This is a genomic window from Chitinophaga qingshengii (assembly GCF_014529935.1).
In the GTDB taxonomy this organism is placed as follows: Bacteria; Bacteroidota; Bacteroidia; order Chitinophagales; family Chitinophagaceae; genus Chitinophaga; species Chitinophaga qingshengii.
Map to the genome: position 1 here is coordinate 75303 of NZ_JACVFC010000002.1, position 19897 is coordinate 95199.

A 19897-nucleotide genomic window follows, 5' to 3' on the forward strand; every position below is an offset into this window, starting at 1 on the left:
CAAAAAATTCTGCAATTTTGGCCCCGATAAACAGACCTTTAATCTGTTCAACTCAATTAAAAAATTTAGACGAATGAAAAAATTGCTTTTAGCTGCTTCCGTAATTTCTTTGTTAGCGGCTTGTGGTGGTCCTTCCAGCGATAAGGCTACAACTGAAGAGAAAAAAGACGCAGCAGCAGTTACCGGTGAATCATTTACCATTGACACCGCTGCTACTACCGTTAACTGGCGCGCTACCCACAAAGGTGGTATGGCTCCCCGTTTCGGCACTATCCGCACCGATGCAGGTTCCCTTTCTGTTGAAAACGGCGCCCTGACAGCCGGTAACTTTGAAATCAACCTCACCAGCCTGACAACTGATACCGCTTCCGTAACTGAAGCCGGTAAAAAATCTACTGATCTGGATGCTCACCTGAAAAGCCCGGATTTCTTTGATGTGGCCAAATATCCTAAAGCGAAATTTGTGATCACCAAAGTAGCCCCTTACGACAGCCTGCAACAAAAAAGCCTGTTACCTGGTGCAACTAACTTAATTAGCGGTAACCTGACACTGAAAGACAGCACCCTGAACATCACCTTCCCGGCTCAGGTAGCTATCAATGGCAACGAACTGACTGCTACTGCTAAATTCACCATCGACCGCAGTGCATGGGGTATCTCCTACAAAACTGATGGTAGCCCTGAAAACTGGATGATCAGCAAAGACGTGGAAGTTGGCTTCAACGTGAAAGCGACTAAAAAATAATCATCGGTTTTTACAATAAAAAGCCCCTGCCTGGTAGTCAGGCAGGGGCTTTTTTATAGGCCAGCTATTGTTAATCCTTCAACCCCAAATAATCTTTCACCGCCTTATAATTATTCCAATCCACCGCATTCGCTTTCCGTGCCGCAGTGCCACCCGGAATAAGTATATACCGGTATTGAAGCACTTTCGCGCCTGCATTATTCAGGTACGTACCCGCGTTAACGTTGGCATCCAGCTGCAGGGACTCCTTGAAGGCCACATACCGGATGTAAATACCATTACCCTCATTATATGGCAACGGCGCAACAACCGGATCAGCAGCTGTACCCAGGTTAATATACACTTTCACCTCACCGGAAGTCAGAAGGCTGACAGACAACTTGGGAGCGCTAATACCAGCATACCAGCCGATCGTGTCAATTCTGCCACCAGCCATATGAACGGTATCAGGCTTAAAGGGAACATCCAACCAATCAGAGTAAATGACATTAGCCGTACCCGGATCACCTTTGGAACCGCCGGCGCCGGTATCGCCTTTATCACCTTTATCACCTTTTTGCCCTTGCTGACCGGCAGGACCAGCATCGCCTTTTTTGCTGCAGGAAGTAGTAAATAATACAGCTGTTGCCATTAACAACAGAATAGGGAGGGAATACATTAAACGTCTCATGGATAATTGAATTTTGGAGGTTTATATTATTAGAAGTTGGCTGAAAACAACTGGAATAGGCATAAGGAAAAAGTATTATTCAAAATAATACTATGATTAAAGATAATAAAAACCTGACCAAAGTCTAAGATTCCGCTTTCACCGCCTCAAACCAGGCATCAAAAACATCTTTGGATGTCTTTGTCCTGCTGTTGGTAAATTGCAGGCCATAACTGATTTTATTGTCGAGCTTTCCCGTAGCAGGCGCATAAACCAGCTGCATCAGCGTAGGTACGTCCCTGTTATCCTGCTGAAAAAGTGCCGTCATCTCTTTGAGGTAACTATTTCCCTGCGTTAATAACCGGAACATGCGCTCAGTGGATATATCACAGGGCTTTTTTAATACTGTATTGACTTTATGCAGCTTTACCAATTGCCCGTTAATACTATAAAAAACGTTGTAGGAACATCCGCCTTCCATGGAAGCATACAGGTAGATGTGATCTACCTCCTCACTGTTATGATGTACAAATTCGAAGGCAATTTCCACCATTTTAGCAGTAAGCTCCTGGAAAGCGTTGTCAAATACGTTATTCATATTTTCTATTACTATCGGTTTTAAGTGGGTTTGAATTTAAATAAAACTATGGTTATTCCGCTGCAAAAAGAAACATTACAGCTGGCAAAAGAAAAACAGCTGGAGGAAGATCCTCCAGCTGCCTGAAAATTTATCCTGGTGTCGGATCAAATCTGAACTTCTGTCGCCCTGGCTGTATATTTTCCGGTTATAATTTCCCCAAAATAGCGGGCAAGCTCTCCGGCATAAACATCCGGTTGCTCCATGGCTGCAAAATGACCTCCCTTATTCATTTTATTAAAGCTTACGACATTTGCCTTCCTTTCCGCCCATTCCAATGGGAATTGGGCTTCTTTCGGGAAAAGGGATACTCCTGTCGGTATCTCCACCCTTTTGGAAGATTGTAATCCTCCCATATAGGTCGCGCGCGCATTTTCGGCATACGTCCTTATCGTTGAATTGATCGATTGGCTTACCCAGTAAATCATGATGTTTGTAATCAATTCATCCTTTGTGAAACAGTTTTCCGGATTACCGTCGTTATCACTCCAGGCATAAAATTTTTCAATCATCCACGATGCCAGGCCGACCGGGCTATCGTTGAGGCCATAACCGAGGGTTTGCGGTTTGGTGGACTGGATCATGTTAAACGCCCCTTCCGTAAAGAACCAATGCTGTATTTGCTGTCCGAACGCCTGTTCTGCGGGAGTCATGGTACTCCAGTCCTCGTGGCCTTCAGGATAACCGACATCCGTCAGATGAATTGCTTTTACATTTTTGGGAAACTGCACCGCGAGCGATTTTGTAATCAAAGTGCCCATATCCCCGCCTGCGGCAAAATAGGTGGGATAGCCCAATACTTCCGTCATTAGCTTATTAAACAGGACAGCTGTCTTATCGGAATTTAAAGCCGTTTGCTCAGAGAAGCCAAAACCAGGTATGGAAGGGATGACCAGGTCATAAGCGTGGTCGCTGTCTGATGCCCCGGTCAGCATAGGAATGATCTTGATAAACCGGTAGAAGGAGTCGGGCCACCCATGGCTCAGGATGAGAGGGGACGTATTTTTTCCACGGCCTTTTACATGAATAAAATGAACGGTGATCCCGTCGATCTCGGCCTTGTATTGAGGGAATTTGTTGATCTCCGCTTCATGGGTCCTCCAATCGTACGCTGTCTGCCAATAGTCCACCAGTTCTCGTAAATACCCAGGGTTGGTACCGTAATTCCACCCGGCATTTTCGGGTTCATCGGTCCATCTCGTCTGCTTTAATCTTACTGATAAATCGTTTAATACTTCTTGCGGTACATTGATCTTGAAGGATTTCATATGTGTTGTATTTATTTTGTTGAAACAAAGGTAGACCACAGCGACTCTCCCGCATTGTAAAAAATTTACCTGCCAGCCAGTCAGCGATGCGTATCACTCCGTACCACCGTCATCAGGAATTTGCAGAATCACATCGGGGACCAGCTTATTTGCGTCCAATGCCAATTGTGATCCCAGATATTCCATTGGTTTTAAACCTGTAAAATGCGAAAAGTCCTTTATAAAATGAGCCTGATCAAAATAACCATACCGGTGAATGATGGCAAACCAATCAATATGGTCTTTATTCCGTTGAATTTCTGTCACCACCTGGTTTAATCGATGGATCCTTTGCAGGTATTTGGGGGAAAAGCCGGTATATGTTTTAAGCAGATGTATGACATGTTTTTGTGAATAACCCGATTTTTGTATTAACCAGTCGAGAGGCTTGTCTATATGCTGGTTTATAAATTTCACAATATGATCGCCCATATTCTCCTCAACCGAATACTGTAAAAAATAGCGCTCGATGAATGCAACTCTTTCAGCAAAGGAGCTGGCATTGAGCAATTGTTCATGTAACCGCATAAAGGAACTTCCGAAAACTGCTTCTGCTTCAATACCTACCTCGTCCAATGCTGCTACAGGGATCCTGGTAAGCGAAAAAAAACCGCCGGCTGTAAAGCGGATCGCCATGATAGTAGAATTCGGATTGTTTTTGTATACAATGGCCTGTTTCTGCATGCCGGAGATCCAGGCATTCTTTACAGCCTTCTTACTGCCGGTCATTACTTCCAGATAGACAGTATTTACAATATTTTCATTCAACTCGATCACCAGGTTTACACCGCCCTGCGGTAATTCGCTCAGGTGACGAATCGGTAATGCACCGCTTACGTAAACGATGTGTTGAATAAAGTTGCATAGCGGATATTTTGGGATATGCTGTTGTACCTGCATCATTGGTCTAAAGTTACGTTAGAAAAGCCAAATAAACAGTGGAGGAAAGCTAAACTTCTATTGATCAGGAAATGGAAAATAATCAAAAAAAGCGGTGAGGAAAAAATGGATACGTATGACTGATATACGAAAAAAAAGGAGCTTTTTAACAAAGCTCCCCAGGGGTTTAATTTTAAGTAAAAAGCACAATAAATAGAGGGATGCCTTTATATTTGCGACGAGGGCGTCACGTCAGACATCCATGCTACTTTCTGTTGGGACTGATGTTCCTGTCCAATAATCTCCCGATAGAGTTCGGGGCGGCGGGCCTGGATATAACGATACCCTCCGGCCATCCGTAGTTTTTCGCGAATGAGTGTGGCGGTAACCAATTGATCGCCAAGTTCGATACACTCTGCTATAATATCTCCAAAAGGATCGATTATCATAGACCGGCCGTTTCTGAGCTGGTCGTCGTCTATGCCAATGGGGTTAGAAAAGATACAATAGATAGCATTGTCATAGGCTCTTGCCGGCAGCCATTTCATTAACCAGTCCCGCCCTTTCATGCCTTCAAATTCCAGGCGCAAAGAAGTAGGGTCATTCTCTTTATTTTCCCATAGGCGGAGATCCACAAAACCCGCGCCTGGACGAGGTGATGGGGTACACATGGTGGCATGCGGCATAAAGATGATTTCGGCGCCCAACAACCGCGTTGCCCTTACGTGCTCAATTATATTATTATCGTAGCAGATTAAAATACCGCATTTCCAGCCAAAGAGGTCGAAAATGCAATACTCACTCCCGGGACTGATATGGGGATTGATAAAAGGGTGCAGCTTTCTGAATTTGGCAACAAGCCCGTTTTTATCTACGCATACGTAGGCTTTATAAAGACGCTGCTGTTCATCTTTTTCAAAGAGACCGGCAAGAATGACAACGCCATAAGTTTCAGAAATGGCCGCCAGCCTTCTTATGGAAGGCCCTTCCGGGATCAGTTCCGCCAGGTCCAGCATTTGCTCTTTGGAAAGTTTGCTGGCAAATGTATATCCCGTGATAGAACATTCATGAAAGGCGATGACTTTTGCGCCCAGTGCAGCTGCATTGGCAGTCATGCGTTCAATAGTATCAAGATTGTAGGACTTGTCCCCGCTACGATGCTCAAATTGAGCGGTCGCCATAATAAGTTTTTCCATAGGGTAAAATTGCACCAAGTCATTCGGAAAAAATTGTACAAACGCGACAGCTCTTTTTTCAGGATCACAGCCGAAGGAAATTGACCGCCAACGGTTCGGAATGCCTGAAATACTGGGATGGGGTGAGTCCTGTAATTTTCCTGAATTCCCGGATAAGGTGAGCCTGATCATAGTATCCGCTATCGTAGGCGCCGTGGGTGAGGTTGGGTTTGGACGCAGCGTTCTGTAAAGATTTAACGAAGCTGAGGGTTCGCACGATGTTACAGAAATGTTTGGGGCTGAGTCCAATAGCAGTTTTGAATTTACGCTCAAGCTGCCGGGTGTGGCAACCGATTCCGCCGGTAAGCTGCCGGATGGTAAGTACGCCTCTATGCTGGTGGATCAAATTCAACGCGGTGTCGACTAATGGGTCACCCATGAAACAATGGGTACTGAGTATCTTCCGAAGATAAAACTCAATACGCTCTACTTTTACACTTAGACTATCGGCAGCGCTTACAGCGCTTTCCAAAGCCAGGCCCACGCCGGCGAAAAGATCGGAGAGAGAAATGATCTTGTCATTTAACTCGCTGGCCGGAACGTTGAGGAGACGGTTGAGGCCATGAGGATGAAAGACAATAATAATTAACCGGGTATGGCCCTCGCAGCATATCTCTTTGTATGCCGTTATCTGTCCGTAACAAAAGGCCGTAGGAAGCGGCAAGGAATCAAGGAAAAGAGATGGATAGGGGTTGAGTACGATTCCGCTGCTGCCGTCCGAAAACAAACGGAGCTTTCGGCTATGATTTCCTGCTATGTCCAGGAAAAGATAATGCCTGATAAATCCGGATAGGTCTATGGAAGGAGGAACCTGCATTCGTAAATACACGGGAAATCTCTTTGTTTCCGCAACTTAAAGGTAGGGTATTTTCTTAGGCTTATGATGGCAAAAAATAAAAAGAGCTCATACAAAGTAAAATTCAAGTCCTTTTTTTAAGTACAATCGCTCTATGGCTTTCCCCCCACTTAATCATCTCCTGAATAATCTTTCCAAAAGAACGACAATGTTCCGTTGGTTCATATTCTATCAATACGGGCGTATCAGCATATACGGTTCTTTTAACCAGTTTGCTCATTTCCATTTCTTTTAATTCCTTAGACAGCATCCTGGTTGTTATTCCCGGGATACTGCGCTCTATCTCACGAAAGCGCTTATTGCCATTGCAAATAGAATTAATAATAGGGATGCGCCATTTGCCCCCGATAAAATATAATGTGTCTTGCAATGCCTGCAATTCGTTTTGTTGATTCCTTGCCATCTCAAAATATGTTATCTGATATACGCTGTTATACCGATTACAAAAGTATATCACACAAGGTTTACTTTTGTTAAAAAGTTTAAAGAAATGGATTTAAAAGACAAAATTGCCATTGTAACAGGAGGAAACAGTGGAATTGGTTTTGCAACAGCAAAAGAATTAATCAAACAGTCTGCAACTGTAATTATCACCGGCAGAAGAAAGGAGGCGATTGAAAAAGCCGCAGCAGAAATTGGGGCAGTCCCTTTTGTGGCTGACCAGGCAAATGTTCAGGACATTGTAGAACTCGGCAACTTAATTAAACAACAATTTGGCAAGGTGGATATTTTGTTTATCAATGCAGGAATAACCGGGGAACCTTCACTGATTGAAAATGCAAGCGAAGAGAATTTTGATGCGGTGATGGACATTAATTTCAAAGGAGCTTATTTTACCCTAAGCAGGTTTATTCCTTTGCTGAATGATAGTGCTTCGGTAGTATTTTTGTCATCTAACACAGCTACCATGCGAAGCCCTCAAAGTTCCATTTATCAGGCAAGTAAAGCAGCTGTAAATTCGATTGCGAAAACAGCAGCAGCAGAGCTGGCATACCGTAAAATCAGGGTAAACACCATAAGCCCCGGCCCTACACGTACAAATGTTCTAAACAGGTCGTATGGCGAAGAATCGGCAAACACAATTTGGGACAATCTTGCCAATATGGTTCCATTAAAGAAAATCGGAACACCCGAAGACGTAGCTAAAATGGTGGTCTATTTGAGTGGGGAAAATGCTACATACATAACAGGTGCAGATTTTCTAATGGATGGAGGAATGACTTTATAAAGATCTTTGGTAGTGTAAAATAAACTGTGTCGACATTTAATTTACAACCGTAATTTCAGCCGCTCACCAAATATAACTGATACTTGACAGGGTGTTTATTACCGCTAAATGCGATTCTTCAAATTCAGATTTAGTCCTTTATATATTAGATCGAATGAATTTTTAGTGTGATCCTTTGCTGTTTGGAAACGTTCATATGTGCCCTCAGCATATCCGACTTCAAGACCAATGGTCTTTTACATAATTTCATTATGGACAGCAAATTCACATCGCGCTGGATTCCATTTTTTCTCTAAACCAGACGCCTTAGGGTCTTTATCGACGCCGCATATTTCCTGGAATATTTACGATTTTGGGGCATTTCCAGGAAACAAAAAAGCCTGTAGATTTGAATATCTACAGGCTTTATGCACCTTTTACCAAGGCTATTTGCGGAGAGTCAGGGATTCGAACCCCGGGACCTGTTACAGTCAACAGTTTTCAAGACTGCCGCAATCGACCGCTCTGCCAACTCTCCAGTGGAGCGCAAAGGTATATAACAATTTTAAATTAACAAAATAATTTCTAATATTCTGTAAAACCGCTACTGTACTGCATTAAAAGCGCATAATAGAAAGAAAACCCCGTCCGGTAAAAACCGGACGGGGCCCCTTTTTCTATTTGGCTTACTATATTACTGTTGAACTTTTCTTTTGCTGTTGATTCTTCAAAACTGTCTGTTGATCTTTATTTATCATCATTGCCTTACTGTTATTCGTATATCCTTACGGGTGATAAAAGCCCTGCTGTTGTTTTTTTTTGATAGATGTTTATTTCCAGCCGCCACCGAGCGATCTGTACAGGTCCACCATGGCGCTCAGGCGCTGACGGTCCACATCGGCCTGGCCCAGTTCTGCCTGTAAGGAGCGCGACTGTGCCGTGATCACTTCCAGGTAGGTAGCCATACCGCTGCGGAACAGCATCTGGGCCTGTTGTACGGCTAACTGGGTAGTAGCCACCTGGTCGCCCGCAATCTGTTGCTGTGTTTTCAGCTTGTCCAGTTTTACCAGGGCATCGCTCACTTCGCCAACAGCGTTGAGCGTAGCCTGACGGAACTGGATCACAGACTGTTCGCGTTCTATTTTGGCTACTTCCAGTTGTGTTTTCAAGGCACGGCGCTGGAAGATAGGCTGTGTAATGCTACCCGCAACGGTCCCAAACAGGGACGCCGGCAGCGTAAACCAATTGCTGGCTTTAAACGCATTCACGCCACCGTTGGCAGTGATGTTCAGGGAAGGGTACATATTCCCCTGTGCGGCGCCTACACGCGCATTGGCGGCTACCAGTCCCATTTCCGCAGCCCGTACATCCGGACGGCGGCTCACCATTGCGGCAGGGATGCCGGTTGGCAGGGAATCGCTCACCTGGAAATCATGCAGGCGGCTGTTTCTGGCGATAGGCGCCGGCAGTTCGCCGGTTAAAATACGGATGGCATTCTCCTGGATGGCAATACCCTGCTCCAGCTGTGGTACCAGCAAAGCGGCGGTTTGTTTCTGGGAGATCGCCTGTTGCACGGCCAGCTCTGTCACTTCACCGGCTGTTTTCTGCAGGCGTATCATCTGTACGATCGTGTCGCTCAGGGCTACGTTGCGTTGGGCAACAGTCAGCTGTTTGTCCAGCATCAGCAGGTTAAAATAACTGCTGGCGATAGCGGCTACCAGCCCGGTTTGCACCGCCCGTTGTCCTTCGTAGGACTGTAAAAAAGTGGCCTGTGCGGCTTCACGCTGACGGCGGATTTTACCCCATACGTCAATTTCCCAGGACACGCCCACACCCAGGTTATAGTCTTCGATATGGTCCCCGAAATTGAAATTGCTCAGGTTCATACCGGTAAAACTATTCTTGGACGGGAAGTTGGTATTGGCAGCGGCAGTAGCGTTAACGGACGGCAGCCACGCGGCTTTGGCTTGTTTCAGGTAAGCCTGGGAAGCCTCTACTCTTTTTACGGCCAGCTGCAGGTCGTAGTTGCCGGTAAGGGCTTTGTCTATCAACTGCTGCAGGGTAGCGTCGGAGAAGAATTTTTTCCATTCCATTTCAGCAATACTGCTGTCAGATGGGGCCACGTTGCCAAACTGCTGGGGCAGCGCCACCGGGGGCCGCTCATAATTGCGGCCTACCCGGCAAGCTGCTAACCCTACAACTAAGGACAACAACAAAATTAAAAAGGTGCTATATCTGGTATTCATTGTCTGTTTTCGTTTCTGTTATAGATATGCTGACGGTTAGTGTACCAGTTCGGCGATCTCTTCTTTTTTCTCTTCTGCCACAATCGGTTTGCGGCTGATCTTTTCCTGCAGATACTGGAAAATCACATACAATACCGGGATAGCAAATACACCGAGTATCACACCGGTAAGCATACCGCCGGCAGCACCGGTACTGATGGAACGGTTACCCAGCGCCGAAGAGCCGGTAGCGCGCATCAGCGGCAACAAACCTGCGATGAAGGCAAAAGAGGTCATCAAAATAGGGCGGAGACGCAGGCGGGCCGCACGGATACCGGATGCTACCAGTCCCATGCCACTGCGTCTTCTCTGTACCGCGTATTCCACGATCAGGATGGCGTTTTTAGCCAACAACCCTATCAACATGATTAAACCTACCTGTACATATATATTGTTATCGATACCGAACAGGTTGATGAACGCAAATACACCGAAGATACCCAACGGTATGGAGAGGATCACCGCCAGCGGCAGGATATAACTTTCGTATTGCGCTGCCAGCAGGAAGTACACAAATATCAGACAGAGGGTAAAGATGATGGTAGACTGGCTACCGGCACTGATTTCCTCTTTAGACATACCTACCCATTCGTAAGTGTAGCCTCTCGGCAGGTACTGTGCCGCCACTTCTTCTACGGCCTTGATGGCATCACCACTACCGTAACCAGGTTTCGCTGTACCGTTGATGGTCACCGCATTGAACAGGTTGTTACGGGTTACTGTCTCCGGTCCGTATACGCGTTTCAGTGCTACTACAGTGTTGATAGGCACCATTTCATTATGCTGGTTTTTAACGTATACCCCATCCAGTGAGGAAGGGTCTTTACGCTGATCAGCATCTGCCTGTACAATCACCCGGTAATATTTACCAAAACGGTTGAAGTCGGAGGCAAACATACTACCATAGTACACCTGCATGGTCTGCAGGATATCGCTTACAGCAATACCCAGCTGTTTGGCTTTACGGTCGTCGATTTCTATTTCATATTGCGGGTGACCATTATTGAACGTGGTGAAGGCAAAAGCAATTTCTTTACGCTTCATCAGCTCTCCGATAAAACCCCAGGCGGTATTGCCCAGTTTATCCAGCGCTCCGGTACCGGTACGGTCCTGCAACACCATTTCAAAACCGGCTACGTTACTAAAGCCCGGTACGGTAGGCATGCTCATGCTAAACACCCTCGCTTCCGGTATGGTAGAGAACTTGGCCTGCAACATACCCATGATGGCATCCATGTCTTTGATCTTACCACGGTCGGCATGCGGTTTCATTTTGATAAAACCCACACCGGAAGTAGCACTGCTGGAGTTGCTCATGAAGTTGAAACCGGATACGCTCAGGTAAGCGTAGGTACCTTCCAGGTCTTTAATCATATTCTCTACTTTCTTCACCACTTCACGGGTACGTTCCAGGGAGGAACCGGGAGGCATGCTCACCACAAACACCGCAAAACCCTGGTCTTCTGTAGGAATAAAGCCGGTAGGCGTTTTCCGCATCATCCAGAAAGTAGCGCCACCAATCACGATCAATGCACCAATGGTGATCCATTTACGTTTGATCAGGAACTGCAGGCTACGGGCATATTTTTCAGTCATGGCGTTGAAACCCACATTGAAGGCGGCAAAGAAACGTTTGCCGAAACTTTGTTTGGGTTGTGGCGCATGACCATTCAGTTTACCATTTTCATGTCCGTGCCCCTCCGTGTGGTTGTTTTTCAGGATCAATGCACACAAAGCGGGGCTTAGCGTCAACGCGTTCAGCGCCGAAATCAGGATGGCGATAGCCAGTGTAAAGGCAAACTGCCGGTAAAACACGCCCACCGGGCCTTCCATGAAACCTACCGGCACAAACACCGCAGACATCACAAGCGTAATGGAAATGATGGCGCCGGATATCTCCTGCATAGACGACAAGGTCGCTATGCGCGGATTGGCGCCTTTCTCCATTTTCGAATGGACCGCCTCCACTACCACAATGGCGTCATCCACTACGATACCAATCGCCAGGATCAGGGCGAACAGCGTGAGCAGGTTAATGGAGAAACCAAAAAGTTTCATGAAGAAGAAGGTACCTATGATCGCCACCGGTACGGCAATAGCCGGAATAAGGGTGGAACGGAAATCCTGCAGGAAGATGAACACCACGATGAACACCAGGATGAAGGCTTCAATCAGTGTATGTTTCACCTGATCGATAGACTCGTCCAGGTATTCTTTTGTGCTGTAAATATTAAAGTATTCGATACCGGTAGGGAGAGATTTTTCAGCTTTTTTCATCAGCTTATTGATCTCTTCCTGTATTTCATTCGCGTTGGAACCAGCGGTCTGGTTGATAGCGATACCAATACCATACTTACCATTTACCCGGGTATCACTACCATAGGTGAAAGAACCAAATTCCACGCGGGCTACGTCTTTCAGGCGCAATACGGAACCATCCGCATTGGAGCGCAGGATGATGTCTTCATATTGTTTATCCTTGTTGAACTTGCCTTTATATTTCAATACATATTCAAAAGATTCCTGGCTGCCTTCACCAAAGCGGCCGGGAGCTGCTTCCAGGTTTTGATCGCGGATAGCACCCAGTACTTCCTGGGGAGACATATTGTAAGCTGTCAACCGGTCAGGGCGCAACCAGATACGCATGGAATAGTCTTTGGCGCCAAACACCATGGCTTGCCCTACCCCTTTTACACGCTGTATCTCCGGGATGATGTTGATCTTCGCATAGTTCTGCAGGAAGGTCTCATTATACTCCTCTTTGTCGCTCTGCAGGTTCACCACCATGATCATACCGTTCTGTACTTTCTGGGTGCTCACACCTGTCTGAATTACTTCAGCCGGTAATTGGCTGGTAGCTTTGGATACACGGTTCTGCACGTTCACCGCGGCCAGGTCCGGATCGGTACCCAGGCGGAAATACACCGTGAGGGCCATGGAACCATCGTTGTTGGATTGAGAGGTCATGTAGGTCATGTTCTCCACCCCGTTCACCGCCTCTTCAATAGGCGTTGCTACGGAACGGGCCACCACTTCAGCGTTGGCGCCCGGATAGGAAGCCGTTACGGAAACGCTGGGCGGCGCAATGTCCGGGAACTGGCTCATGGGAAGCGTAACCAGCCCCAGTATCCCCAGTAAGACCAGCAGGATGGATATAACGGTAGCCAATACAGGCCGTTCTATGAATTTTCTAAACATAATGTCAATAGTATTTAAACATCATCCGGAAGGATGACGGAATGAGGGTTATCCGCAAAGCACAGTGCCGGTAACGGCTGGCAGCCCCGCTTTGCGGATGCGTCACAAAAACATCAGAGTGGCCTTACTTTCAGCAGGCTGTCCAGTGACATTTGTTGCGGAGCGATCACGGCGCCGTCCTGCAGACGGTCCAGACCGGAGTAAACAATCCGTTGGCCGGACTTCACGCCTTTCTCCACAAAATAGTAGTTACCGCTTTTACCGGATATGGTAATGGGAACACCTGTCACTTTGTTGCTGTCAGCTACGATAAACACCATCACTTTGTCCTGCAGCTCGTAGGTAGCTTCTGTGGGAACCACTACCGCATCGCTGAACTGTTCAGGGATGAGGATCTTACCGGTGTTACCGGTACGCAGCAGTCCGCCGCCATTCGGGAAAGTAGCCCGGAAGCTGATAGCGCCCATGGTTTTATCAAACTGACCTTCCATGGTTTCTATTTTTCCTTTTTCTGCGTAGATGGTATTATCTGCCAGTTTCAGGCCTACCGCCGGTAACTGTTTTACTTTATCAGCGATGCTGCTGCCGGCAGTTTCATTTTTAAACTTCAGGAAGTCGCCTTCGCTCATGGAAAAGTAAGCGTATATCTCGTTTACATCAGAGAGTACCGTCAGTGGTTGTGGCTCAGCGCGGCCTACCAGGGCTCCCACTTTATAAGGAATCCTGCCAATATAACCACTCACAGGAGCGGTAATCAGCGTATAGCCTACATTGATACCTGCGCTGCCCAGTTGAGCCTGTGCCTGCGCTACGGCTGCCTTGGCAGCCTGGTAGTTGGCCTGTGCGGTTTTCAGCTGCACTTCGCCCACTACATTATTATTTACCAGCGGCGTAAGACGGTCCACTTCCAGCTGTGCCTTTTCCAGGTTAGCTTTAGCGGCCAGCAGTGTAGCGCTCGCATTGCTTTGTACTTCAGTATACACGCGGTCATTGATCTTAAATAGCGGTTGACCGGCTTTCACGTATGCTCCTTCATCTACATAAATCTTATCCAGTATACCTTCTACCTGCGGACGGATCTCCACATTGGTACGGCCCTCCAGCGTAGCGCTGAATTCACGGTAAGTGGTGGCCGGTACGGCATTCAGTTTCAGTACCGGTAAAGCGGCCGCCTGCGGTCCTTCCTGGTGCGCCTGCGAAGTACCGCAACCAGACAACAGGGAAAGAATCACGACACTATACAGTAAGCCTGCCGGCAAGTTTGCAAAAACGGATCTTTTTGGTTTCATGCTTGTTTTTTTAATCATACGACAAATAAATCTCCCCTCTGGTGTGAAGGCAATACAACTCACATTGCTTCACAGCAGCAGTTTTAGTAAACAGCGTTCGGGAGTGAAATACAGAAAGTCAACGTTGCGGCTTCGGGCCACGTATAACGTCACAGCATTGTTATACGTAAGCACGCAACAAAATGTTACTTCTGTAAATAATAAAATAAAAAAGAAGGGTGTTACGGCTAATCCGCAATCAAATCATTCATGGTTTTCAAATTTATAAATGATGTACGGGCAACATCATTTCTATTGATAACGATGCAAAATTAATATATTAATGTTAACGGACGTTTAAATTATTACGGGTTTAATTGTACTTTTCACGGGTCGTTTTCTGGAACGAGGCCGGCGTAAGTCCCGTATGTTTCTTAAAAAAACGGTTAAAGTAAGCATCATCCTCGAAATTCAGACGGGCGGCGATCTGTTTTACGGAGTGTTCTCCCCAGTACAATAGACGTTTTGCTTCCATCGTCCTTTTTTCATCGATCACATATTTGGCATTTCTGCCGAGCAGGCTTTTTACCGTGTCATTTAAATGTCCGGGCGTCACGAACAACATTTCCGCATAGTCAGACACTTGTGTCTTCTCATGGAAATGCTGGTCTACCAGCACTTTAAACTGACGCGCCATATTGAACTGCGAGTTCTCGGCACTCAGCCAGGAATTGGAAGGCTCCGAAATACGGCCGATAGCAATAACCAGCGCATTCAGCAGGTTACGGATCACCGCTTCCTTACGCGCCTTATCACTTTCATACTCCTGTTTCAGTAACCGGGCATAGGCCATCAGTTCATCCAGTTGTTCCTCATTCAACGGCACCATACCGGAATTAAAAATACAATGCCAGCAACTGATGACGCCCTGCATTTCAGGGACCAGGAATTCGTGTGTAAAAGAGATATTGATCAGCTCCACATCTTCCCCCATGGCATGCTGATGGACCTGGTCAGGCTCCATCAGCATGATGGCGGGTGCAGTTACTTCATATTGTCTGAAATCAATGGCTTGCCGGATAGTTCCTTTCAGCAGTATATCGATACTGAACACGTTGTGGCGGTGCGGCACACTCCAGTTTTCCAACGCCTCCTCATTACAACCATCTATCTGACCAATGTAAAACGGCATGCCGTCCACACAGTCTTCCAACCGGTACATGGGTATCTCTGCTATCTTTCCTGCTTTTGTAACTTCCATGGTTCTTTTTTTTGAAGTGATCAGTCAACGGGCTCTGTCGGCTTTTCCTGTACAACTACGAGGTCGCTCAATTTCACATTGATCGGAATGTTGCCCAGCTGTACAATACCGCGTTTGTCCCGGATTTCTATCAGGCGGCCTACCTGGCGGTTGGTCAGGATTTTCACCTGGTCACCCACCTTCACATCCTTGCCTACCTCTTCAAACTTATCCTGCACTTTTTTATTGTGCTTTTCATTGATTTGCTTTTCACGGCGACGGAACAGCAGTATCTCCGCCTGTTTCATCACCTTCTCTCTGTCGTTGCTGTCGCCGGCACGTTTCCATTCAACCACGATCTGCTTCAATTTGCGTTCCATATCCTTCAAATATGCCAAATCGGTTTCTTTGATCTGGTTTTGCAGTTTCAGGAACGTGATCTGCTGATGTTTTTTCTCTTTATCTGACAGAACTTCATACTCACGCTTCAACCTTTCATTTTCTTTGAGCAACTTCTGTAACTCTTTTTCTTTGGTCTCTACTTTCTGAAGATCCTGTTCTGCCTTGTTCAGCAACTTATCCAGCTGGAAATGACCTTCATCTACCAGCTTCTTGGCCCGGGCTATCAGCGCGGGGTTCAGGCCAATCCTTTCAGCGATGGAGAAAGTGTAGGAGCTACCGGGCTTACCGATCATCAGCTTATACATAGGCATCAGCGTTTGTTCGTTGAAGCCCATCGCGCCGTTGATGATACCTTTTACTTTGTTGGCCATCACTTTCAGGTTGAGGTAGTGGGTAGTCACAATGCCAAAAGCATGTTTCTTCGCCAGTTCCTCCATGATCACCTCCGCGAAAGCACCGCCCAGGTTAGGATCTGAACCACTACCCAGCTCGTCGATGAAGAACAGCGTCCTGCCGTTGGCAGTCTCCATAAAATATTTCATGTTCTTCAAATGGGAGCTGTAGGTACTCAGCTCAAACTCCAGGGACTGTGTATCACCAATATGGATCATCACCTGTTTAAAGATGCCCAGCTGGGAAGACGGATGTACCGGTACCAGGAGGCCGGACTGCAGCATCAGCTGTATCAGGCCTACCGTTTTCAGTGTCACCGTTTTACCACCGGCATTGGGACCGCTGATCACCAGGATATGCGCGTCTTTGTCCAGGCTGATACTCACTGGTATGGTAGGCTTACCGTTTTTGCGGTTATATAATAATAACAGCGGATGATAAGCCTGTACCAGGTGCAGCTGCGCATGGGGTACGAGTGACGGGTAGTTACCGTCCATATCCAGCGCCAGCTTGGCTTTTGCCCGGATAAAGTCGTACGTGCCCAGTATCTGGTGATAATTATTGAGCAGTGAACTATAACCGCTCAGCGAGCCCGTAAGTGATTTCAGGATGCGGTATACTTCCCGGCCTTCTTCTCTTTCGAGCGATTGAATGTCGTTGTTCAGTTCAATCGTTTCTTCCGGCTCCAGGAAGGCGGTTTTGCGGGTATCGGATTCGCCATGAATGATACCCTTGATCATGCGTTTGTTTTCTGCGTAGATAGCCACTACCCTTCTGCCATTGAGAAAAGCCTCTTCCTGGTCGGCCAGGTAATTGAGTTTCTGCAGTTTTTGAAGGATGCGGTCAAACACGCGGCGTAATTCTGTTCGCTTACGGAATAGCGAGATCCTGATCTTGGCCAGTTCAGGAGTAGCATTGTCGCGTACCTGCCCGGTTTCATCCAGCACTTCATCAATGAGTGCGGTGATCTTTTTCTCATAATAGGTGTCCTTGATCACCTCATACAAGCCACCGTACTGAATGCGCCGGTCATGGTCAAAAAACTTGACGATGCTGTGCATGCTCTCCGCCAGTTTACGGAGCGACATGGCCTGCTCACCGGCGAGTACAGCGCCCTGGATAGACAGCAACCGCAGTTCGGTATGCAGGTTCAGGACGTGATCATTGGGGAAATACTCCTGCAACAGGATCAGTTGTTTATATTCATGCGCCTGTTGCAAGGCAGCTTTAACGTAGTCTATATGCGTGTGCAAACGAAGCTCAACGGCCATTTGCGTACCCAGTTCCGTTTTACAATGGTCCTGGAGCAATGCTTGTACTTTATCGAATTCCAACTGCACCAACGCAGACTCAGGAAAATATTTCAAGTGATTATATATTTAGTTGGACGGCACTAACTTACAACAACAGAAGTAGGCTGCCGGTTAAATGAATGTGCTGCGGCTTCCGCCGGAGCCAGTAAATAATAAATATGCCGCTACTTTAAGCGCTGTAGCTGCTATGGGAGAAGTATGCTGGGAAATAATTAGTTCTTTCTCATCGGCTTTGTCATTGTACTATCAATAGTATCCGGTTTACCCGGTGTTTCTATCTATATTGCTGCTGCTGCTGACTACTTTTTTGAGGGCTTTCAGGCCCTTGATGGGTTCCTTCTGGCTAAAAAAGAATGTTAAAGTTACTAACTTGTAACTTAACCTGTATCATTTTTTCCGTAATTTATTATTGAAACCGGTGTTGCAAACATACAAAAATGTTCTGAAACACCGCTACAGTGCTGAATTTTACATATATAAAAAAGTAAGTATTTTTTAATAAAAATTTATGCGCAAATACTCAATATTCATCTTTTTCGTAACATTGGCCTTATTCGCCTGTGCGCAAAACAAGAAAGAAAAAGTTCCTGCAGATATGGAAATACCCAATAATATACATGTAGAAAAGGCCACTTTCGGAGGCGGCTGCTTTTGGTGTACCGAAGCGCAGTTTCAATACCTCGACGGTGTGCTTAAAGTGGAATCCGGCTATGCCGGCGGCCATGTACCCAATCCAACCTACGAACAGGTGTGCGAAGGCAATACTGGTCACGCTGAAGTTATCCAGGTAACCTACGATACGGCTAAAATCAGCTACGATGAGCTGTTACAGGCCTTTTGGGTAAGCCACGATCCTACTCAGCTGAACCGTCAGGGCAATGACGTAGGTACACAGTACCGCTCTGTCATCTTCTATCATACTCCCGAACAAAAGGAAAAAGCGGAGTACTACAAGAAAAAATTACAGGAATCCGGCGCCTACGATAAACCCATTGTCACGGAAATAGCACCGCTGACGACGTTTTATAAGGCAGAAGATTACCACCAGGACTACTACAACCTGAACGGACGGCAACCCTACTGCACGTACGTGATCCAGCCTAAACTGGAAAAATTCAAAAAGGTTTTTAAAGATCACCTGAAGAAACAATAGTCCTGATGTTGAAATGGAAAAAGCACTGACAGGCTGGCCCCAAAGGCCGGCCTGCCTTTTTATAGCCTGGTTTGTTGGCCAGCCTCAATTTATCGCCGCTAATTCGTATTTTTTTCCTATTTTAAAGAACAACTCCTAAAAGCTATTAATGACATCAATTCCACCAACTATCTGCCCCTATTGCGGCAACAAAGAGCTGATACGCACTGTTCCCGAAAAAGATCCATTTAATGTAATGGTGATCTGCCACAATTGCCAACGGGTGATCAGCCCTGAACAAACTGTTACTTCCGGCAAAAAAGCCGCTACTGTCAGCTCCATCGCCGAAAAAGCAATCCAGATATGCCTCAGTAACGGTAAGCTCCATGGCATCAGGTATTATTACACCGAGGTCAACAAACTATCCGACACCAAAACATCACTCCATCATGCCAAAGAAACGGTAGAAGCCCTGCTTCAAGCCCGCGGTTTGAGCAGCGCCGTTAAACAACCGGGCCGCAATGGATGTGTTATCGCGTTGATTATCATTCTTCTGATTGTTGCCAGCATTGTCTATTTCTATAGCCGGAGATAACCGGTCTCTGCCAACAGGATAATTTTTTTCCTTTCTCCCCATTTGGCGTACCTTTGTACTGTAATAAATAGAATTACAGAATGAATAACGCGCGGTTTCCCATATCCTTACATATTCTGACGCTTCTCGCAAGGGAGAACGGGGCACTGTTGTCTTCCGACTACATTGCCGGTAGTATCAACATTAACCCCGTACTGGTCAGAAAGGAAATCAGCAACCTGCGCAACCACGGCATGGTGGAAAGCAAGGAAGGTAAAAACGGCGGCGCCACCCTGGCCAAACCGGCGGAAGGTATCCTGTTGTCGGAAATTTATCACGCCGTGCAACAAACATCCCTGCTGGGTAACAGCCGAAACCATCCTAATCCGGATTGTCCGGTCGGCAAAAACATTAATCTGCACCTGGAAGATCTTTACAAGGAAATAGAAGGCGCCCTGCTGCGGAAACTGGAAAACATGACCCTGGCAGACTTCGCCAATAAATTTTGATATTTAGTCATTTGATTATTTGGTTATTACTGTCTACAGCACATCTTATTACTGAAGGAATAACGTTT

17 protein-coding genes and 1 tRNA gene are annotated in these 19897 nt (G+C 46.4%); 5 read left to right on the top strand and 13 right to left on the bottom strand.

The annotated features are described in order from the left end of the window. The first annotated feature begins 73 nt into the window (after positions 1-73). Positions 74-745 carry a YceI family protein gene (locus ICL07_RS15645; RefSeq protein ID WP_188088967.1) on the top strand — a complete coding sequence of 224 codons (672 nt, stop codon included), beginning with the start codon at positions 74-76 and terminating at the stop codon, positions 743-745. Between the two features lie 70 nt (positions 746-815). On the opposite strand, the gene ICL07_RS15650 is transcribed toward ICL07_RS15645, so the two are convergent. The 7 genes from ICL07_RS15650 to ICL07_RS15680 all read right to left on the bottom strand — a co-directional run bounded on the left by ICL07_RS15650 (position 816) and on the right by ICL07_RS15680 (position 6711). Continuing rightward, positions 816-1415, bottom strand: coding sequence for a collagen-like triple helix repeat-containing protein (locus ICL07_RS15650; protein ID WP_188088968.1), 600 nt, complete (start codon positions 1413-1415; stop codon positions 816-818). 124 nt (positions 1416-1539) lie between these two features. Then, positions 1540-1992, bottom strand: coding sequence for an immunity protein YezG family protein (locus ICL07_RS15655; protein WP_188088969.1), 453 nt, complete (start codon positions 1990-1992; stop codon positions 1540-1542). Between the two features lie 146 nt (positions 1993-2138). Next, positions 2139-3299: an epoxide hydrolase family protein gene (locus ICL07_RS15660; protein WP_188088970.1), complete on the bottom strand. Its 1161-nt coding sequence runs from the start codon at positions 3297-3299 to the stop codon at positions 2139-2141. 93 nt (positions 3300-3392) lie between these two features. Continuing rightward, a complete protein-coding gene (locus ICL07_RS15665; protein ID WP_188088971.1) occupies positions 3393-4241 on the bottom strand; it encodes a helix-turn-helix domain-containing protein in 849 nt (282 codons plus the stop codon). A 203-nt stretch (positions 4242-4444) separates the two neighbouring features. Further along, the gene (locus ICL07_RS15670) at positions 4445-5398 is read right to left on the bottom strand and encodes a nitrilase family protein (RefSeq protein ID WP_246485075.1); all 954 of its coding nucleotides are present in this window, start codon (positions 5396-5398) and stop codon (positions 4445-4447) included. A 79-nt stretch (positions 5399-5477) separates the two neighbouring features. After that, positions 5478-6281, bottom strand: a complete 804-nt coding sequence (locus tag ICL07_RS32710; protein WP_188088973.1) for a DUF6597 domain-containing transcriptional factor — start codon at positions 6279-6281, stop codon at positions 5478-5480. 91 nt (positions 6282-6372) lie between these two features. Further along, positions 6373-6711, bottom strand: coding sequence for a winged helix-turn-helix transcriptional regulator (locus tag ICL07_RS15680; protein ID WP_188088974.1), 339 nt, complete (start codon positions 6709-6711; stop codon positions 6373-6375). Between the two features lie 87 nt (positions 6712-6798). On the opposite strand from ICL07_RS15680, the gene ICL07_RS15685 reads away from it, so the two are divergent. Next, a complete protein-coding gene (locus ICL07_RS15685; protein WP_188088975.1) occupies positions 6799-7536 on the top strand; it encodes an SDR family oxidoreductase in 738 nt (245 codons plus the stop codon). Between the two features lie 432 nt (positions 7537-7968). Here ICL07_RS15685 and ICL07_RS15690 read toward each other — a convergent pair. The 6 genes from ICL07_RS15690 to ICL07_RS15715 form a co-directional block, all read right to left on the bottom strand. Next, positions 7969-8053, bottom strand: a tRNA-Ser gene (locus ICL07_RS15690). A gap of 292 nt (positions 8054-8345) precedes the next feature. After that, the gene (locus ICL07_RS15695) at positions 8346-9761 is read right to left on the bottom strand and encodes an efflux transporter outer membrane subunit (RefSeq protein ID WP_188088976.1); all 1416 of its coding nucleotides are present in this window, start codon (positions 9759-9761) and stop codon (positions 8346-8348) included. A 36-nt stretch (positions 9762-9797) separates the two neighbouring features. Further along, positions 9798-12998 (bottom strand): efflux RND transporter permease subunit, encoded by a 3201-nt coding sequence (locus ICL07_RS15700; RefSeq protein ID WP_188088977.1) that lies wholly within the window; start codon positions 12996-12998, stop codon positions 9798-9800. Positions 12999-13111: 113 nt separating this feature from the next. Then, complete coding sequence (locus ICL07_RS15705; protein WP_188088978.1) at positions 13112-14287, bottom strand: efflux RND transporter periplasmic adaptor subunit; 1176 nt, start codon at positions 14285-14287, stop codon at positions 13112-13114. 352 nt (positions 14288-14639) lie between these two features. Continuing rightward, complete coding sequence (locus ICL07_RS15710) at positions 14640-15527, bottom strand: helix-turn-helix domain-containing protein (protein ID WP_188088979.1); 888 nt, start codon at positions 15525-15527, stop codon at positions 14640-14642. Positions 15528-15547: 20 nt separating this feature from the next. Further along, positions 15548-17668 carry an endonuclease MutS2 gene (locus ICL07_RS15715; RefSeq protein WP_188088980.1) on the bottom strand — a complete coding sequence of 707 codons (2121 nt, stop codon included), beginning with the start codon at positions 17666-17668 and terminating at the stop codon, positions 15548-15550. A 454-nt stretch (positions 17669-18122) separates the two neighbouring features. Between ICL07_RS15715 and msrA the strand changes: the two genes are divergently transcribed. The 3 genes from msrA to ICL07_RS15730 all read left to right on the top strand — a co-directional run bounded on the left by msrA (position 18123) and on the right by ICL07_RS15730 (position 19829). Beyond that, positions 18123-18767 carry a peptide-methionine (S)-S-oxide reductase MsrA gene (gene msrA, locus ICL07_RS15720; RefSeq protein WP_246485076.1) on the top strand — a complete coding sequence of 215 codons (645 nt, stop codon included), beginning with the start codon at positions 18123-18125 and terminating at the stop codon, positions 18765-18767. Positions 18768-18915: 148 nt separating this feature from the next. Then, positions 18916-19341 (top strand): hypothetical protein, encoded by a 426-nt coding sequence (locus tag ICL07_RS15725; RefSeq protein ID WP_188088981.1) that lies wholly within the window; start codon positions 18916-18918, stop codon positions 19339-19341. An 80-nt stretch (positions 19342-19421) separates the two neighbouring features. After that, positions 19422-19829, top strand: coding sequence for an Rrf2 family transcriptional regulator (locus tag ICL07_RS15730; protein WP_188088982.1), 408 nt, complete (start codon positions 19422-19424; stop codon positions 19827-19829). Positions 19830-19897 lie beyond the last annotated feature (68 nt).

Coding starts and splice junctions, on each gene's coding strand:
- ICL07_RS15705 (WP_188088978.1), bottom strand. CDS start 14,287: ATGAAACCAAAAAGATCCGTTTTTGCAAACTTGCCGGCAGGCTTACTG.
- ICL07_RS15710 (WP_188088979.1), bottom strand. CDS start 15,527: ATGGAAGTTACAAAAGCAGGAAAGATAGCAGAGATACCCATGTACCGG.
- ICL07_RS15725 (WP_188088981.1), top strand. CDS start 18,916: ATGACATCAATTCCACCAACTATCTGCCCCTATTGCGGCAACAAAGAG.
- ICL07_RS15680 (WP_188088974.1), bottom strand. CDS start 6,711: ATGGCAAGGAATCAACAAAACGAATTGCAGGCATTGCAAGACACATTA.
- ICL07_RS15670 (WP_246485075.1), bottom strand. CDS start 5,398: ATGGCGACCGCTCAATTTGAGCATCGTAGCGGGGACAAGTCCTACAAT.
- ICL07_RS15655 (WP_188088969.1), bottom strand. CDS start 1,992: ATGAATAACGTATTTGACAACGCTTTCCAGGAGCTTACTGCTAAAATG.
- ICL07_RS15660 (WP_188088970.1), bottom strand. CDS start 3,299: ATGAAATCCTTCAAGATCAATGTACCGCAAGAAGTATTAAACGATTTA.
- ICL07_RS15695 (WP_188088976.1), bottom strand. CDS start 9,761: ATGAATACCAGATATAGCACCTTTTTAATTTTGTTGTTGTCCTTAGTT.
- ICL07_RS15685 (WP_188088975.1), top strand. CDS start 6,799: ATGGATTTAAAAGACAAAATTGCCATTGTAACAGGAGGAAACAGTGGA.
- ICL07_RS15650 (WP_188088968.1), bottom strand. CDS start 1,415: ATGAGACGTTTAATGTATTCCCTCCCTATTCTGTTGTTAATGGCAACA.
- ICL07_RS15665 (WP_188088971.1), bottom strand. CDS start 4,241: ATGATGCAGGTACAACAGCATATCCCAAAATATCCGCTATGCAACTTT.
- ICL07_RS15700 (WP_188088977.1), bottom strand. CDS start 12,998: ATGTTTAGAAAATTCATAGAACGGCCTGTATTGGCTACCGTTATATCC.
- ICL07_RS15645 (WP_188088967.1), top strand. CDS start 74: ATGAAAAAATTGCTTTTAGCTGCTTCCGTAATTTCTTTGTTAGCGGCT.
- msrA (WP_246485076.1), top strand. CDS start 18,123: ATGCGCAAATACTCAATATTCATCTTTTTCGTAACATTGGCCTTATTC.
- ICL07_RS15730 (WP_188088982.1), top strand. CDS start 19,422: ATGAATAACGCGCGGTTTCCCATATCCTTACATATTCTGACGCTTCTC.